Source organism: Pseudoalteromonas sp. AWM4_233, from assembly GCF_056158285.1.
This window is the reverse complement of record NZ_JBSWSZ010000001.1, coordinates 2143163-2159156: the sequence shown is the minus strand read 5'-3', so window position 1 is coordinate 2159156 and position 15994 is coordinate 2143163. Positions and strand designations below refer to the sequence as shown.

18 protein-coding genes are annotated in these 15994 nt (G+C 41.0%); 5 read left to right on the top strand and 13 right to left on the bottom strand.

The window, feature by feature from the left end; genetic code table 11:
* Positions 1-10: 10 nt before the first annotated feature.
* The 5 genes from ACXAC4_RS09630 to ACXAC4_RS09610 form a co-directional block, all read right to left on the bottom strand.
* The gene (locus ACXAC4_RS09630) at positions 11-421 is read right to left on the bottom strand and encodes a hypothetical protein (protein ID WP_475160943.1); all 411 of its coding nucleotides are present in this window, start codon (positions 419-421) and stop codon (positions 11-13) included.
* Complete coding sequence (locus ACXAC4_RS09625; RefSeq protein ID WP_475160940.1) at positions 414-1745, bottom strand: ATP-binding protein; 1332 nt, start codon at positions 1743-1745, stop codon at positions 414-416. The genes ACXAC4_RS09630 and ACXAC4_RS09625 overlap by 8 nt, the downstream gene beginning before the upstream one ends.
* On the bottom strand, positions 1739-2413 hold the full coding sequence (locus ACXAC4_RS09620) for a response regulator transcription factor (protein WP_138484580.1): 675 nt from the start codon (positions 2411-2413) through the stop codon (positions 1739-1741). Before ACXAC4_RS09620 ends, ACXAC4_RS09625 begins: the two co-directional genes overlap by 7 nt.
* A 1-nt stretch (position 2414) precedes the next feature.
* On the bottom strand, positions 2415-2663 hold the full coding sequence (locus ACXAC4_RS09615; RefSeq protein ID WP_475160938.1) for a PepSY domain-containing protein: 249 nt from the start codon (positions 2661-2663) through the stop codon (positions 2415-2417).
* 79 nt (positions 2664-2742) lie between these two features.
* Positions 2743-3042: a YciI family protein gene (locus ACXAC4_RS09610; RefSeq protein WP_475160937.1), complete on the bottom strand. Its 300-nt coding sequence runs from the start codon at positions 3040-3042 to the stop codon at positions 2743-2745.
* A 178-nt stretch (positions 3043-3220) separates the two neighbouring features.
* On the opposite strand from ACXAC4_RS09610, the gene ACXAC4_RS09605 reads away from it, so the two are divergent.
* Entirely contained in the window at positions 3221-4645 is a 1425-nt protein-coding gene (locus ACXAC4_RS09605) for a sodium-dependent transporter (RefSeq protein WP_475160935.1), read from the top strand.
* Between the two features lie 215 nt (positions 4646-4860).
* Here the strand turns inward: ACXAC4_RS09605 and ACXAC4_RS09600 are convergent, their stop codons facing one another.
* Both ACXAC4_RS09600 and ACXAC4_RS09595 read right to left on the bottom strand, forming a co-directional pair.
* Positions 4861-5511: a CPBP family intramembrane glutamic endopeptidase gene (locus ACXAC4_RS09600; protein WP_475160933.1), complete on the bottom strand. Its 651-nt coding sequence runs from the start codon at positions 5509-5511 to the stop codon at positions 4861-4863.
* A gap of 85 nt (positions 5512-5596) precedes the next feature.
* Positions 5597-6193 carry an inner membrane-spanning protein YciB gene (locus ACXAC4_RS09595; RefSeq protein ID WP_349287810.1) on the bottom strand — a complete coding sequence of 199 codons (597 nt, stop codon included), beginning with the start codon at positions 6191-6193 and terminating at the stop codon, positions 5597-5599.
* 127 nt (positions 6194-6320) lie between these two features.
* Between ACXAC4_RS09595 and ACXAC4_RS09590 the strand changes: the two genes are divergently transcribed.
* Positions 6321-6596, top strand: a complete 276-nt coding sequence (locus tag ACXAC4_RS09590) for an HU family DNA-binding protein (protein WP_058030026.1) — start codon at positions 6321-6323, stop codon at positions 6594-6596.
* Between the two features lie 136 nt (positions 6597-6732).
* Here the strand turns inward: ACXAC4_RS09590 and trpA are convergent, their stop codons facing one another.
* From trpA to ACXAC4_RS09560, 6 genes are read right to left on the bottom strand one after another with little or no spacing between them, the layout of a single operon-like run.
* Positions 6733-7539 carry a tryptophan synthase subunit alpha gene (gene trpA / locus ACXAC4_RS09585; protein ID WP_475160931.1) on the bottom strand — a complete coding sequence of 269 codons (807 nt, stop codon included), beginning with the start codon at positions 7537-7539 and terminating at the stop codon, positions 6733-6735.
* Positions 7539-8723 carry a tryptophan synthase subunit beta gene (gene trpB, locus ACXAC4_RS09580; protein ID WP_138484564.1) on the bottom strand — a complete coding sequence of 395 codons (1185 nt, stop codon included), beginning with the start codon at positions 8721-8723 and terminating at the stop codon, positions 7539-7541. The genes trpA and trpB overlap by 1 nt, the downstream gene beginning before the upstream one ends.
* A 7-nt stretch (positions 8724-8730) precedes the next feature.
* Complete coding sequence (trpCF, locus tag ACXAC4_RS09575; RefSeq protein WP_475160930.1) at positions 8731-10098, bottom strand: bifunctional indole-3-glycerol-phosphate synthase TrpC/phosphoribosylanthranilate isomerase TrpF; 1368 nt, start codon at positions 10096-10098, stop codon at positions 8731-8733.
* A complete protein-coding gene (gene trpD / locus ACXAC4_RS09570) occupies positions 10091-11095 on the bottom strand; it encodes an anthranilate phosphoribosyltransferase (RefSeq protein ID WP_475160929.1) in 1005 nt (334 codons plus the stop codon). The genes trpCF and trpD overlap by 8 nt, the downstream gene beginning before the upstream one ends.
* Positions 11096-11103: 8 nt before the next feature.
* A complete protein-coding gene (locus ACXAC4_RS09565; protein WP_475160926.1) occupies positions 11104-11694 on the bottom strand; it encodes an aminodeoxychorismate/anthranilate synthase component II in 591 nt (196 codons plus the stop codon).
* A complete protein-coding gene (locus ACXAC4_RS09560; protein ID WP_475164090.1) occupies positions 11694-13265 on the bottom strand; it encodes an anthranilate synthase component 1 in 1572 nt (523 codons plus the stop codon). The genes ACXAC4_RS09565 and ACXAC4_RS09560 overlap by 1 nt, the downstream gene beginning before the upstream one ends.
* A 441-nt stretch (positions 13266-13706) precedes the next feature.
* Here ACXAC4_RS09560 and rnm point away from each other — a divergent pair, with 441 nt between their 5' ends.
* The 3 genes from rnm to ACXAC4_RS09545 are packed head-to-tail and all read left to right on the top strand — an operon-like array spanning position 13707 to position 15986.
* Entirely contained in the window at positions 13707-14558 is an 852-nt protein-coding gene (gene rnm / locus ACXAC4_RS09555) for an RNase RNM (RefSeq protein ID WP_475160924.1), read from the top strand.
* A complete protein-coding gene (locus tag ACXAC4_RS09550) occupies positions 14558-15178 on the top strand; it encodes an L-threonylcarbamoyladenylate synthase (RefSeq protein ID WP_058030020.1) in 621 nt (206 codons plus the stop codon). The genes rnm and ACXAC4_RS09550 overlap by 1 nt, the downstream gene beginning before the upstream one ends.
* A gap of 19 nt (positions 15179-15197) precedes the next feature.
* Positions 15198-15986 (top strand): segregation and condensation protein A, encoded by a 789-nt coding sequence (locus ACXAC4_RS09545; RefSeq protein WP_475160921.1) that lies wholly within the window; start codon positions 15198-15200, stop codon positions 15984-15986.
* Positions 15987-15994 lie beyond the last annotated feature (8 nt).

Here is a 15994-nt window from a genome sequence, read left to right as displayed (position 1 = left end):
TTATTGTTGATTAATAACTAAGTTTCAAATCTTCAATATGGCGTGTATATAAACGTATCTTGCATTCTTTATATGCAACAGCAGCTTTGGTTGAATTTGGCATTTTATGAAGGTAGCGCCATCTACAGCTATCTTCAATGTAGTTGTCTTGATGTTTTAAACTTCGTCTTATAATCGGTAACAGTTGAGTATTGCCGCTGTCTTGCTCAAGCTCTTCCATATCCATCACCAACTTTTTAATCCAGATAGTTCTTTCCCTGTCTAATGTCTCAATATTGCTATCAAGGCATTTTATAAACTGTCTAGCCTCAGCAGGGGAGTTACTTTGTATTGGCTTACACTCTCTGAGCTCATAGGCGTGTGCTGAAAGTGTTATTAGTGGTAATCCTGCGCAAAAAAGTAATCTAAAAAATTTAGTCATATTTAAACTCAACAATAAACAACGCACCGCCTAATGAAGCAGAGCCTATCTCTATGTTTCCTTGATAATCATTCACCAAATCTGCCACAATTGCGAGTCCAACGCCATGACCCGATTCATAAGTATCTAAGCGGGTGCCGCGTTGTAACAGTTTTTTACGAGCACTGACTTCAATGCCTGGGCCATCATCACAAATTTCAATTCTCAGGGTCTTTTCATCATTTGTGACATTAACATGGACAGTGCTTACACAGGCTTTACAGGCATTGTCGATTAGGTTGCCCAGTATTTCCATCAAATCTGTTTTATCGCCTAAAAACTTAGTTTTATCAGCACAATTCGATTGAAAATCAATTGCTTTCTCATGATATACTTTTTTCATCGCATTTAAAATCGATTCAAGTACAGGTGCAACAGAGGTGGTTTTCTTCCAAGTATCGGTACCACCAGTCGCAGCACGCTTTAACTGATGTTCTATCATACTGTTGATCCTATCGAGTTGCTCTTGTGCATCATTATCATTTGCCATAGGACTAGATTTTAAGATAGCTAAAGGCGTTTTCAGTGCATGTGCTAAGTCGCTTAATGACGCTCTATATCGTTCTTTTTGCCGGCGTTGAGACTCTAGGAGTAAATTTAGATCTTCTGTAATAGCTTGGAGCTCAACAGGATAAGTATGTGATAAGCGTTCCTTTTTGCCAGATTCAATCGCTTTTATCTCTTTGTCTAAACGTTGTAGAGGTCGCATATTCCAGATAAAACCTAAACTCATTAAAAGTGTCATGATGGCACCGAGAATTAACATCCAAGTCATTAATGTGTCTGTAAACTCGGACAATATATCTTCTAAAGCATTATCATCTCGCAGCAGGATAAACACAGCTTGTTGAGATTGTTCGGCATTACCCAAGATAACAGTGAGGCTGAGTTGCCAGTATGCATTGCCTTGATAATGAACTTGTTTGAATTCAGATGCGCCAGTCTCAGAGTCTATTGAATCAGGGTTAAACTCTAGTGAGACAGCAGACTCCGAATACCAAACCAAATCATTGTTCTGGTAGATAAGAGCGAAAGTATCGGAGTCAATGCGATTTAATTCGGGTGCCAATATGGTATTGGGCATTTTTACCGATTCATCAATAAACTCGACTTCTGAAATGAGTGAATATAAGTGCGCTTCTAAGTTTTTTTCGGTGGCATCAACAAGGGACGCATAATAGGCGCTGCTTACAGAGTAAAACAATACGGGAAGGGCGATTATAAGCACAAAGACAAGGACGAAGCCTTGTCTTATTTTTAATGGAACCTGTGTAGAATTTACCACTGACTCTTAAACCTGTAGCCTCTGCCTCTTAAAGTCTCGACTGGGTTAAGTACGCCTTCAGGGTCGAGTTTTTTACGTAGCCTAAGCACAAACACTTCAATTACATTAGAATCTAAATCGAAGTCTTGATCATAAATATGCTCAGTAAGTTCAGATTTCGAAATCACCTTTTGCGGGTTGACCATTAAGTATTCAAGCACTTTGTATTCGTATGCAGTGAGCGTTAATTCTTTTTCATTGACCCACACTTGTTGTGAACGAGTGTGAATTTTAACAGGACCAATATTAATTTCTGGATTTGCTTGGCCTGCACTACGACGAATTAACGCGTTACAACGAGCAACAAGCTCCTCAACATGGAATGGCTTTGTTAAGTAGTCATCAGCACCAGCATCTAGGCCTTCTACTTTATCCTGCCAACGTTCACGGGCAGTTAGAATTAAAATGGGGATAGTCACCCCCGCCTTCCTGGCGCGTTTAATCAGTTCGATACCGTCTAATTTAGGTAGACCCAAATCAACTACCGCTAAATCAAGCGGGTATTCTTGTAAGTGAAATAAACCAGATTCACCATCATGGCATAAATCGATACTGTATTTTTCTTTTTCTAGTGCTGAGCGTAAATTCTCAGCCAGTTGAATATCATCTTCGATCACTAAAATTCGCATACTAATCCTTTTTCACTTTGCCTGTTGTTTTATCTACTTTGAGGTCAACAATGCGTCCGTCCTTTTGCAAGATCCTCACGACAAAATAGGTGTTTTCTTCTGATACTTTTAACGTTTTTCCTGCATATTCTGCTAGGGCCAGCGTAATAGCTTGTTTTTTGTCGATATTGGCTTTGTTATTGGCAATGACTGTCGCTGACATCAGTGACAAGCTTAAACTAACAACAAAACCAACTAGTGTTAGACGCATTTTGAGCTCCAGTTACAGGGCTGCTTAACAATTGTGTTCAGAATATAAGTTAACGAATTAACCAAAGCTGAACTTGTTGTTAAGGCAAAACCTTTTTATATGGTTTAACAACACTGTGAGCATATACGCCAGCAGCAATATATGGATCTGCATCAGCCCACTGCTGGGCAGCTTCAAGAGACTCAAACTCTGCGACAACTAGTGAGCCTGTAAAACCAGCTGAACCTGGTTCTTCAGTATCAATTGCAGGAAGAGGACCCGCTGCGAATAGACGATTTTGTTCTTTTAAAGCCATGAGTCTTTCTAAATGAGCAGGGCGAGTCGCTAAACGTTTTTCTAAAGAATTCTCTACATCAGTAGAGTAGATCATATACAACATAAAATTCACTTTATTCGGGTCTGTATGAAATTGTATGCAATGGTAAGCTTTCTATACGCCCTTTGTAAATGGCAATACTATGAGACGCAGTGTTTCACGTTAAAAACTTGATAACAGTATCCTATGACGGTAGAGTCGGGCGGAAGTAAAAAAACAATAACAACAGGATGACGTTTTAATGAGTGCGAACAGAGAGCATTTTAGTTCAAAACTAGGCTTTATTTTAGCTGCTGCAGGCTCTGCAGTCGGTATAGGTAACTTAGTTGGTTTTCCCGTCTCTGCAACAAAAAATGGTGGTGGAGCCTTTCTATTAGTTTATGCATTATTTGTGGCTTTTATCTGTTTGCCTGTGATGATGGCTGAAATGGCAATGGGTCGAAAAGCGCAGAAAGACCCATACGGTGCATATAAATCTTTATCTGGTAATGACAAAAAGTGGTCTTTTGCGGGCGGCCTCGCTGTACTAACTCCTTTTATGATTGCTGTATTTTATATGGTAATTACAGTTTGGATATTTGGTTATCTAGCGCAAACTGCATTAGGTAACTTGGATATGCTGGCTAATCCAGATCATTTTGGTCAGTTCATTAATCAAAACACGGTTTTTGGTTACATGGTTGTAGTTGCAATCATTGTGAACTTAATTCTAGTGGGTGGTGTTAAAGAAGGCATTGAAAAAGCAGCTAAGTTTCTAATGCCCGCACTATTTGTACTACTAATTGGTTTAGTAGCGTATGTACTCACGCTAGATAACGCCATGGCTGGTGTTGAGTATTACATTGTCCCAGACTTTTCTAAGATGGATGCCAGTGTTCTAAATGGCGCTTTGTCTCAAGCATTTTTCTCATTATCTTTAGGTATGGGTATCTTAATGACTTATGCGTCTTATATCTCTAAAAAAGATGACATTGTAGGTGGCGCAAAAATGGTCGCCATCACTGACTCGTTAGTGGCATTTATTGCTGGCCTTATGGTTCTGCCTGCTATCTTCAGCTTCAATCCAGCGACGAATCCAGAAGAGCTATCAGATTCATCGGTTTCAATGATTTTCGTTTATCTACCTAAAATTCTTTTAGCACTGCAAACTGACATTGGTTATACCGGTGCGTCAATCGTGGCGTTTGTCTTCTTCTTACTGGTATTTTTTGCGGCAATTACCTCTCTTGTATCTATTGTTGAAGTTCCAACAGCAGCATTGATTGAAGAAAAAGGCGTAAGTCGTCAAGTTGCACTATTAATTTTAGCGGGTGCCACAGGTCTACTGACAGTGCTGTGTACTATGTCATTTGGTATGGTTGATTGGCTAACTCAGTTTGTTAGTTATGGCGGTGCTGATAAAAGTATGTTTGATATCGTTTACGATGTTTTTTACGACACAATTTTACCGCTGAATGGTTTAATGGTTTGTTTATTTGTTACTTATCGCTGGAAGAAAGCCAAACTTTCTGAAGAACTGTCTCAAGGTTGTGACAGTTATTCAGGTAGTTTTATGGAAAAATATGTGAATTTCTCACTGTCTACTTTCATACCTGTGATCTTGCTACTTATCTTTGTAAATACTGTCGCCACTAAGTTTTTTGCAGTAAGCCTATTTGGCTTTTAACTCTCACAAAATTAAAACTAAAAAAGGCCGATTATTCGGCCTTTTTTATACCAACCCTTTTAATTAAGTGATCTATTTTGAGGCAAGAAAAACTTGTCGATAGCGAGGCGAAAATTTTGCTATTTAGTTGCTCTAAATGAGAAATTTTTAACGAAGCTAGCGTCAGTTTTAATCCCTTAAAATGATTAAGTATTATTGAGTGTTGGTATTAATTTTTACCCCGTGGTTATTCGCATACCAGAATCTAAATAGTTACCAACCCCAATAGTAAACATCCATAAACCCCACAAACTATGTTCTAGTACACACACCATTAAGGAGCGACTGTGCGCATAGGTGTAAGAAAATAACAGCCCGCCTGCGAATGAAAGCGCAATTGCAATCCAATTATCGTAGACGCAATGGGCGAGGGCAAAGCTGAGTGCACTTAAAAAGATACGCACGTTTTTACTTGGCAGAATATGTTTATAACGATGGAAGAAATAGCTCCTAAAAATGAGCTCCTGAGGCAAAACAGAAAGCAGTGGATATGCAATCAATAATATTAACCATTGAGTGGTTTCATTCTTTGGCATAGCAAACCAAAGCGTTTGATTGGCCAAGCCAAATAACATGGCACTAAACAATGCGCCAATGAAGAAGCCAGTAAAAAGTCGATGTTTGACTTGTGAAAATTGTCCTAAAGAAGTTAAACGAAAGCGCTTAAAGTGCGGGTCAGTGAGTAATAGAAAGGTACAAACAATCATAAGGATGAGTAAAGCAGGGAACAACCAACTAGACAGGTAATCTTTAAATAAATAAGTAAATAACGGCAAGCAGAAAAAAACGCCACAGAGCTCAAACCAACGATATTGCGAAGCAGTCAAAGGCAACTCCATACTTAAACAGAACTAAAAAAAGTATAGGTTGCCCCTAGACTAAAAAAGCGACAGTTTTATTAAATTTGCGGGATTATTTTTTGTTTTCTTGTTCTTGAAACCCATCAGGTAAGTATTCAAAAATCCGAAAAACAGTGAGCAATACAGCTATAAATGTGGCGATTGCGAGACCGAAGACTTTGAAATTAACCCAAAAGTCGAGTGAGAAGTTATAGGCAACGTAGAGGTTTAAGACAGCAATACTGATTAAGAATATAAACCAAATCGTATTGAGTTTTTCATACACAGGTTTTGGAACATCAATTTTAAGTTCTTTTTCACCCTGTTTCTCGGCAGCAGTCTTTAACATACTGAGTAGTGCCGTTTTCACGAGGTTTTTGTTAAATATAAATCGAGAAATGACTAAGGCAGCCGCAAGCAAGCCATAAATAGCCGTCGTTTTCCACATAATGTACTGTTCATCTTGGAATATGATTGTCATACCGCCTAGGAATAAAGCAATTACACAGAAAACCCAAGTTTTGGTAGAGATTTTACCCTTAGTGAAATATTGATATGCAATTTGCAGTAACGATATACCGACCAATACCGCAGTCGCCCAGAATATATCGACCAATTTGTAGACTAAGAAAAATAGGATAAGGGGTAAGTATTCAAATAATGCAGCCATAGATACCTCTCTTAAATAACGTCCTACAACAAAGTATTAACAATATTTGAGTAAGACTGCAAGTTGACATTCACAAAAAATATTTTTAGGCTCTGCCACCCTCTAGCAGTAATAAACCAGTATATATATGAACAAGTCAGAATTAGTATCGGCCATGGCGGCACACAGTGAATTAACGAAGAAGGATTCTCAGGCAGCTTTGAATAGTATTTTGGCGATCATAAAAAAGCGCTTATCTGAGGGCGATCAGGTGCCTATCTCTGGTTTTGGTACGTTTGCGCTGAGTTATCATCCGGCTAAGATGGGCAGAAATCCACAAACGGGTGAAGAGATCATGATTGAAGGAGCAAACAAGGTGCAATTTAAAGTTGCTAAGGCGCTGAAAGACGCCTTAGCGAACTAAGCATCAAAGTTTCGTCAAACTACTTGGAATTGCAGCTAGGCGGCAAGTGAGTTAATCCCAATGAACATAGGTTTTCTATGTAAGTTGGGTTAACGAGCTTAGCCAACACCGCTGCAGCTTCAAGTAAACGAAGAAACTATTTTTGGGTTGCGGCTTTCATCGTCGCAACAAAGCTTTGTAACGAGTCTAGCATTGCGCTTGTCTCGTTCACGTTTTGCTCGATAATTTTAACTACAGCAGAGCCCGAGATTGCACCTGCAGCACCAGAGTTCAGTGCCGCTTTTACATCGTCAGGCGTTGAAATACCAAAGCCTAACAGTGCAGGCGCTGCATGATATTCTTTTAATTTAGAAATCATAGAGTCAGCTGGCATTTGCGCTTTTGTTTCTGTGCCAGTTACCCCAGCGCGCGAAAGCAGGTAGGTGTAACCACGGCCGTAGCTTGCACAAGTACGAACAGTATCATCATCTGCGTTTGGTGTTGAAATGAAGATAGGCTCAATGTCTGCAGCTTTTGCAGCGTTTCTAAACATTTTAGATTCATGAAGCGGCACATCAGCCACTAAAATTGAATCTACGCCGACTTCCTTTGCTTCACGATAAAAATTATCAATACCACGTGCAAAAATAAGGTTTGAATATAGCAATAGGCCAATCGGAATATCTTGATTGTATTCACGAACTTGCTTAATGATATCAAAGCAGTCTTGGGTATTAATATTTTGATTTAGGGCGCGAATGTTGGCAGCTTGAATCACTGGGCCATCCGCAATCGGATCTGAAAATGGAATACCTAGCTCTAACGCATCGGCACCACCGTCAATCAAGCTTTTAATGATCTCAAAACTCAGTTCTTTGTTTGGATCGCCAATTGTCACGAAGGGAACAAACGCACCCTGATTTTTTTCTGCAAGCGCAGCAAAAGATTGTGCATAACGGCTCATTATAGCGCTCCTTGTTCTGCTAGTACTTGGTGAACGTGTGCTAAGTCTTTATCACCTCGACCACTTAAGTTCACCACTAAAATTGTCTCTTCAGTTTGCTCTTCGGCATATTTTAATGCGTACGCAAGGGCATGACTTGATTCAAGCGCAGGAATAATACCTTCATGTTTAGCAAGGGCTTGGAAAGCATCAAGTGCTTCTTTATCAGAAATACCTACATACTGAGCGCGACCTGTTTCATGCAAAAATGCATGCTGAGGGCCAACAGCAGGGTAATCAAGGCCTGCAGATACAGAATAAGATTCTTCAATTTGACCATCATTGTTTTGCATAATATAAGTATAAGCACCGTGTAAAATACCTTTAGTTCCTTTACACAGCGCAGCGCCGTGCTCTTCAGTATCAAGTCCTTTACCCGCAGGTTCTACACCAATGAGTTTCACACTTTCATCACCGATAAAGTCACTGAACATACCAATGGCGTTTGAACCACCACCAACACAGGCAATCACAGCGTCAGGTAAACGACCTTCAGTGTCTAACACTTGTTGTTTTGCTTCTTCACCGATCATTTTTTGGAATTCACGTACGATGGTCGGGAATGGGTGTGGACCAGCAGCCGTACCTAAAAGGTAGTGGGCTGTTTTATAGTTTGCAGACCAGTCACGCATGGCTTCGTTTACAGCATCTTTTAACGTGCCAGAGCCTGCAGTCACAGGGATCACTTCGGCACCCATTAAACGCATTCTGAATACATTTGGCTGTTGACGCTCAACGTCTTTTGCACCCATGTAAACACGGCATTTCAAGCCAAGTAGGGCACAGGCAAGGGCTGTTGCCACACCATGTTGACCTGCACCTGTTTCGGCGATTACTTCTTTTTTACCCATGCGCTTAGTCAGCAATGCTTGGCCAAGTACTTGGTTGGTTTTATGTGCACCACCGTGGAGTAAATCTTCACGCTTTAAATACAGTTTTACTTTTGGGTTTGTAACTAAATTACGTGTAAGCGTTAGTGGCGTTGGACGGCCCGCGTACTCGTTTAATAATTTTGTAAACTCAGCCTGAAATTCAGGATCTTTTTGTGATTTATTAAATTCACCTTCAAGCTGCTTTAGTGCAGGGACGAGTAGTTCGGGTACAAACATGCCACCGAAATCGCCAAAATATGCTGCGTTATTCATTTCCACCTCAATAACCTCTTATGTTTTTAAAAGCATCTGCAATTTTTTGCGAACACTTTTTACCAGGGCTAAGTTCAACCCCTGAATTCAAATCTAGTCCTTGTGCGCCTGTATAAGCTGCATCAAGTACATTTTCTGCGTTTAAACCGCCAGCTAACATAAAGCTGTTTGCGGTCTTTTCAGCCAGTAATGACCAATCAAATACTTCACCTGTGCCGCCAAATCCTGCAGAGGTTTTAGTATCGTATAAATGTTTATCTACTCCTGAGATTGGCTCAGGCAGCACATCAGTCACACCTTGTGCTTTCCATATTTGGCAAGTTAAAGGTAACTTTGCGCGCAGCGCTTCAATATACGTTTTATCTTCATTGCCGTGTAACTGCACGGCTGCAAGTTTTAATGTTTGCGCAATTTCACTGACTTGTTCTAGGTCTTCGTTTACGAATACACCAACATATTTTAAGGGTGCGCTATCGATGACGGCTTTTGCGCAGTCAATGTCGACGTAGCGGGGCGATTTAGGGGCGAAGATCAAGCCGCCGTAAATAGCCCCTGCGTTAAAAGCCGCTTGGGCATCCTGAGAGCGTGTTAAACCACAAACTTTATTTTCACCCAGAATAAGACGACGGCAAGCAACTTCTAAGTCTTGCTCAGCCATAATAGAGCTGCCCACTAAGAAACCATTACAAAGTGGTGCTAGACGCTTTACATCTTGATGGGTGTAAATACCTGATTCAGAGATCACAACTTTGCCATCAGGAATTAGCTTTCTGAGCTTCTCGGTTGTTGCTAAATCCGTGCTTAAGTCTCGTAAGTTGCGATTATTAATACCGATAATCTCAGCATTCAGATCAAGTGCGCGGTGTACTTCTTCTTCGTTACTGACCTCGGTTAAGATAGACATATTCAGTGACTTTGCCACATTGGCAAGGTGTACATATTGCGCATCATCAAGTACTGACAGCATAAGCAAAATAGCGTTACCACCATGTAAGCGCGCTAGATAAACCTGATACTCGTCAATGAAGAAGTCTTTACAAATAAGCGGTTGGTCAACTTTTTTGCTGACATACGTCAGGTAATCAAAACTACCCTGAAAGTATTTTTCGTCGGTTAACACACTGATGCACGTGGCATATTTGCCATATACGCCAGTAATTTCATCAAGATTAAAATTATCTCTAATCAGGCCCTTAGAAGGAGATGCCTTCTTACACTCTAAAATAAACTGTGTGCCTGATGCTGTCAGTGCCGCTTGAAAATTTCTGTCACTTGGCACAAGTTCGTTAATAAAAGAGTCTAGTGGCTTTTGTTGTTTTCTTAGAGCGACTTCTTGCTGCTTATCTGCAACGATTTTTTCTAATACGTTAGCCATTGCTTACCTCAACGATTTCTTTCAGTTTGTCTGCGGCTTGTCCAGACTTTAAAACTGCTAATACTTGCTGTGTGGCGGCTTTAAAATCAGCGGCCAAATTATGCATTACTAATAATGCAGCGACGTTTACCGCAATGGCGGCATTGTGTGCATCAGGTGCTGTGCCATTTAAAATCTCAATACTGGCTTTGGCATTGTATTCTGGCGTATCCCCAGCGATTTGGTCTAATGAATAATGTTCAACGCCAAAGTCGTCAACGGTTAAGGTGTATTCTTTAATTTCACCATCAACCAACTCAGCCACATGGGTTGTGCCATGTAGGGCAATTTCATCTGTGCCTTCACCGTGCACTATCATTGCTCGCTCAGTACCGAGTGTCTTTAAAGTCTCAGCCATCGGACGGCATAAATTTTTATCATATACACCCAGTAACTGTACTTGTGGGGCTGCTGGGTTAGTCAGTGGACCTAAAATATTAAAAATCGTGCGGGTTTTTAACGTGGTACGCACTGGCATCGCGTGTTTAACACCTAAGTGGTAAAGCGGGGCGAATAAGAAGGTGAAGCCGGTTTCTTTTAAACATACACTGGCTTGCTCAGGCGTCATTTCGATATTAATGCCCAGTGTTCTAAGTAAATCCGCAGAGCCTGATTTACTCGATACACTGCGATTGCCGTGTTTCACTAAATTGATACCACATGCCGCAGCCACAATTGCTGCTGTGGTACTAACATTAATAGTATTTGAACCATCGCCACCAGTGCCACAGCTATCAGCACAAACAAGGTTATGTGCGTTGAACTTTGTGGCATGATCGCGCATGGCTTTAGCTGCACCAGCAATCTCTTGTGCCGTTTCTTTTTTAATTTTTAATGCAATCAGTGCGGCGGTGAGTTCAATTTCAGACACTTCCCCCTGCATGACTAGATCGAAGAAGCTATTTGCTTGCTCGAATGTTAAGTCTTGTTGTTCAAGTAATAGATTTAAACTGTCCATGTTGGCTCCTATTGTGTTAAGTAGTCGATACTTTGTTTTAATAACTGAGCACCGTCTGGGGTAAGAATAGACTCAGGATGAAATTGATAGCCGATCACCTTATCTTCAGGATGGTAAATGGCCATCGGAATAGTGTCGTATTTGGCAATCACTTTTAAGCACTCAGGAACATGAGTTGCCATTAAAGAGTGGTAACGCGCAACCGGGAAGCGTTTACCAATACCTGCAAATACAGGGTGGTCGTCGGCTTCAATAATTGAAGACTTACCATGAACTGTTTCACCTGCATGACCAACAGTTCCGCCATAGCTTTGTGTTAAAGCTTGTTGGCCTAAACAAATTCCCAGCATAGGGAATTGGCCTTTAGCGAGTTCAATTAGCTCTAATAAGCAGCCTGCTTGAGCTGGGTTACCTGGGCCTGGCGATAACACTAAAATTACCGGTACAGTTTCTTGCTGCATCTTGGCGAAGATCTTTTCAGCGGAGATATTGTTACGGTAAACCACTAAATCTAGGCCTAGTAGCGTCAGTTCATCAACAAGGTTGTAGCTGAATGAATCAAAGTTATCTAAAAAATATACTTTTGTACTATTAGACATTAGCAGGCTCCTTGATACGTAGATTGCACGGCTTTTATGACGGCTTGTGCTTTAGCACGTGTTTCATCTGCTTCTGATTGTGGATCTGAGTCATATACAACGCCGGCACCTGCTTGCACATATGCGGTACCATTTTTTACAAATGCAGAGCGGATAACGATACAAGAGTCCATTGCACCATCGCCCGTTAAGTATCCAACTGCACCACCATAGCTACCACGACGCTGCTTTTCAGTATGTCTGACTAACTCCGCAGCTTTTACTTTAGGTGCACCTACTAGTGTGCCCATGTTCATACAAGCTTGATAGGCATGCAGTGCGTCTAGATCTGGTTTTAATTGACCTACAACCCGTGATACTAAGTGCATGACCTGTGAATAGCGGTCAACTTTTAGCAGCTCTTTTGCGTGGCGTGTGCCCGCAACGCTAATTCGCGCTACGTCATTTCGTGCTAAATCTACCAGCATTAGGTGCTCTGCACGCTCTTTTTGATCGTTGCGAAGCTCAAGTTCAATGCGGCTGTCTAGATCTGGATTAATACTGCCATCTGCAAACTTACCGCGAGGGCGTGTGCCTGCAATAGGGTAAACTTCAACTTGATTGCTGTTGACGCAATATTTCAATGCCGATTCAGGTGAGGCACCAAACAAAACAAAAGACTCATCTCGCATATAAAACATATACGGACTTGGATTTTGCTTTTTAAGTTGTTGATAAGCAGCTAGCGGCTGAGAACAAGGTAAAGAGAATGTACGAGAAGGCACAACTTGGAAAATATCACCATCGATAATGTTTTGCCTTAAAGTTTTGACTTGCTGACAGTAAGTTTCATCGTCAATGTTTACTGTTACTTCAGACTGGCCTTCATTTGGCGCTGCTAAATACGGCGTCAAATTATCACAACGCGTATTCAGCTCTTCTAGCTGTTTACCAACTTCAAAACAGTTTGCATGAACTTCTGGTCCATTGAAAACATTACCAATTAACTCAGTTGTTTGGGCTTGATGATCGATTAATACGAGGGTTTCTGCTAAATAAAACACATAGTCCGGACAGTCATTATCACCATCTGGGACGTCAGGCAGTGTTTCAAAGTTCGCCACCATGTCGTAAGCAAATACACCGCCCAAAAATAGTGCAAAAGGGGTATCTGAGTTACGTTTGATTTTATTTATACAAGTACGTAAGGCACTGAATGCATTATCTGCTTTAAGCTTACTGTATTCATCGAGCTCAGCTTCAAACGGTGCGTATTCAAGTGTTAATACATCGCCTTCTACAACCGCAGTACAGTTTTCAACTTGTTCGGCCAAGTAACTTAGCACTTGCTGTCCATTGTTAGACAGTGCTTTGGCAATCACGGTTTTGCCTCTGCACTCAATACGAAGTGCTGCATCGACTAAAATAATGCTTTTAACATTATCTTTAGAGTCAATTTCTGCTGACTCTAGTAATAGTGAATTTGTTTTATCAAGTGCCGCATATAAAGACAGTGGGCTGCTGATGTAATCGCGCCGTTGTCTTATACTCGTCACTTCCCCTGGTGTTGTCGTAATATGACTAAAAATCAAAACCTCATTCCCCATAATAAAAAACCCCCGCCAGTGTTAACTTGCGGGGGTTGTGTAACAGATACAACAATGCCGTCCCGCTAGTTCAGGCGCCACCACCAAGAATGTGTGTTGATATTGTTGTTAATCATGTTTGTATTCCAAAAAATTTAGATATAAAAAAACCCGCATTTGTGTGCGGGTTTTGAAATCGTATAGATACGACAAAGCGCCCGCAATGTTACGAGTGCCACCACCAGATTTTGTTTTTAGTTAATGTTTTCATATCAGGTATATGTCGAATCAATTTATGTACACAGTAAACCTTATCGGAACGAGCGAGTCAAGCTAAAAAGTTGCAAAAACATTAAAAATATAAAGTATACAAAATTTAATAAGGCGTATTAGTGATATAATCCGACCCGTTGACACGAGCATGAATAATAATGAAGAGAAATAAAATTGATAAAATATGATTTACACAGTCATAGCACCTTTTCTGATGGTCGTTTAAGCGTGGGCGCATTACTTGAGCGAGCAACAGAAAAGGGCGTTGATGTTTTAGCCCTCACCGATCACGATACCGTTGCGGGTGTTGAAACTGCAAAGCAATTTATAGCTGACCGAGATTTAAATTTAGAGCTAGTGGCAGGGGTTGAAATTTCGACAAAATGGGAGAGCTTTGAAATTCATATTGTCGGTCTTTCTATAGATACTGAAAATACTCATCTTCTTAATTTATTGACTGAGCAGCAAAACAAACGTGAAGCTCGTGCTCAAGAGATTGGTCGACGCTTAGCGAAAAAAGGCTATGAAGATATTTATGAACAGGCCAAAGCATTGGCAAAAGATGCTGAAATCACCCGAGCGCATTTTGCGCAAGCTTTGGTCGATCGTGGTGTGGCTAAGAATATCCAAGGTGTGTTTAAAAAGTTCTTAGCCAGAGGCAAAACGGGCTATGTACCAAGCAACTGGTGTGATATGGCAACTGCCATTGCTGCGATTCAGGCTGCTGGTGGCGTTTCCGTGCTAGCGCATCCTGGTCGATATCAAATGTCTAATAAGTGGCTACGTAAATTACTTAATGAATTTAAACTCGCTGGTGGGCAGGCAATGGAAGTCGCTTTACCACAACAAGCACCGAGCGAAAGACAATTTTTAGGGCAATTAAGCCAAGAGTTTGATCTACTCGCGAGTCAAGGTTCAGATTTCCATTATCCTATGCCTTGGTCAGATCTCGGAAAAAACCTATACTTACCAAAAGATTGCCAAGCTGTTTGGCAGTTTTGGCAAGACGCACAGGAGTGTAACTAATGAGCCAATTTTTTCATATTCACCCAGAAAACCCGCAGGCACGCTTAATTAAACAAGCGGTCGAAATTATTCATAAGGGTGGGGTGATAGTCTACCCGACCGACTCAGGCTATGCACTTGGCTGCAGTATTGGTAACAAGCAGGCGAAAGAGCGAATTGAACGTATTCGCGGTATTGAAAAACACCATAACTTTACACTTGTCTGCCGAGACTTATCAGAGCTAGCAACGTATGCCCGTGTCGATAATCAAATTTTTCGTTTAATAAAAAACAATACACCAGGGCCTTACACTTTTATTTTTAAAGGCACCAAAGAAGTACCTAAGCGTCTATTAAACGAGAAGAAAAAAACCATTGGTATGCGTGTAACGGATAACCCAATTGCCGCAGCGTTACTCGAAGAGCTCAATGAGCCACTGATGTCATGTTCCTTGATTTTACCTGGTGAGCAATTTACCGAATCAGACCCTGATGATATTCGTATGAGCCTAGAAAAACAGGTCGATCTTATTATTCATGGTGGCTATTTAATTGAACAAGCCACTACAGTGATTGACTTCTCTGACGATGATATTGTCATTCTTCGCGAAGGATGCGGTGATGTTACGCCGTTTCAATAGCTAGCAAAATAGTCATTAAATGAGTAACTCTGCGCCATTGGCCTTTCTTCACGGTGAAGCCGTTTTAGAAAAGCCAGAAGACTTATACATACCGCCCGATGCCCTTAAAGTGATATTAGAAAGCTTTGAGGGTCCGCTCGATCTGCTTTTATATCTCATTAAGCGCCATAAACTCGATATCCTGCAACTGCCGATCCATAGCATTACTAAACAATATGTAAGCTATGTCGAGCTGATGAAAGACTTACAGCTTGAATTGGCAGGGGAATACTTAGTGATGGCAGCGTTATTGGCGCAAATTAAGTCGCGCATGTTGTTACCGACCCATGAAGAGCTTGAAGAAGAAGCTGATCCGCGTGCTGAATTAGTCAAGCGTTTGCAAGAATATGAACAGTTTAAAACTGCGGCAGAAACATTAAAAGAGCAGCCTCATGTCGGAAAAGACTTCTTCATAGCAAATGCAGAGTATATCGATACTGCACTTGATGAAGAGAAGTTACCCGATTTAAGTTTAAAAGACTTAGTGCTTGCATTTGGTAATGTGATGGCTCGGGTAAAAACGCTTGCTCACCATCAAATATCAAGTGAAGTTTTGTCTACTCGTGAGCGTATGTCGAGAATTCTAAGGCACCTTTCAGAAAATAACGGTCCGTGTGCTTTCGTCACTTTGTTTGATTTTACTGAAGGGCGCCAAGGCGTGGTGGTGACATTTATCGCAATGCTTGAACTGATCAAAGAGCAATTAGTCACTTTTACCCAAATTACCCCGCAATCAGAGATTTATTTATCTTTAAAACTACAAGAGTAACCGAACCT

What these genes read in the sequence shown, in the direction of transcription:
- ACXAC4_RS09630 (WP_475160943.1), bottom strand. Translation starts at nt 421, where the DNA reads ATGACTAAATTTTTTAGATTACTTTTTTGCGCAGGATTACCACTAATA.
- ACXAC4_RS09550 (WP_058030020.1), top strand. Translation starts at nt 14,558, where the DNA reads ATGAGCCAATTTTTTCATATTCACCCAGAAAACCCGCAGGCACGCTTA.
- ACXAC4_RS09610 (WP_475160937.1), bottom strand. Translation starts at nt 3,042, where the DNA reads ATGTTGTATATGATCTACTCTACTGATGTAGAGAATTCTTTAGAAAAA.
- ACXAC4_RS09565 (WP_475160926.1), bottom strand. Translation starts at nt 11,694, where the DNA reads ATGTCTAATAGTACAAAAGTATATTTTTTAGATAACTTTGATTCATTC.
- ACXAC4_RS09620 (WP_138484580.1), bottom strand. Translation starts at nt 2,413, where the DNA reads ATGCGAATTTTAGTGATCGAAGATGATATTCAACTGGCTGAGAATTTA.
- trpA (WP_475160931.1), bottom strand. Translation starts at nt 7,539, where the DNA reads ATGAGCCGTTATGCACAATCTTTTGCTGCGCTTGCAGAAAAAAATCAG.
- ACXAC4_RS09545 (WP_475160921.1), top strand. Translation starts at nt 15,198, where the DNA reads ATGAGTAACTCTGCGCCATTGGCCTTTCTTCACGGTGAAGCCGTTTTA.
- ACXAC4_RS09595 (WP_349287810.1), bottom strand. Translation starts at nt 6,193, where the DNA reads ATGGCTGCATTATTTGAATACTTACCCCTTATCCTATTTTTCTTAGTC.
- ACXAC4_RS09590 (WP_058030026.1), top strand. Translation starts at nt 6,321, where the DNA reads ATGAACAAGTCAGAATTAGTATCGGCCATGGCGGCACACAGTGAATTA.
- trpD (WP_475160929.1), bottom strand. Translation starts at nt 11,095, where the DNA reads ATGGACAGTTTAAATCTATTACTTGAACAACAAGACTTAACATTCGAG.
- trpCF (WP_475160930.1), bottom strand. Translation starts at nt 10,098, where the DNA reads ATGGCTAACGTATTAGAAAAAATCGTTGCAGATAAGCAGCAAGAAGTC.
- ACXAC4_RS09605 (WP_475160935.1), top strand. Translation starts at nt 3,221, where the DNA reads ATGAGTGCGAACAGAGAGCATTTTAGTTCAAAACTAGGCTTTATTTTA.
- trpB (WP_138484564.1), bottom strand. Translation starts at nt 8,723, where the DNA reads ATGAATAACGCAGCATATTTTGGCGATTTCGGTGGCATGTTTGTACCC.
- ACXAC4_RS09615 (WP_475160938.1), bottom strand. Translation starts at nt 2,663, where the DNA reads ATGCGTCTAACACTAGTTGGTTTTGTTGTTAGTTTAAGCTTGTCACTG.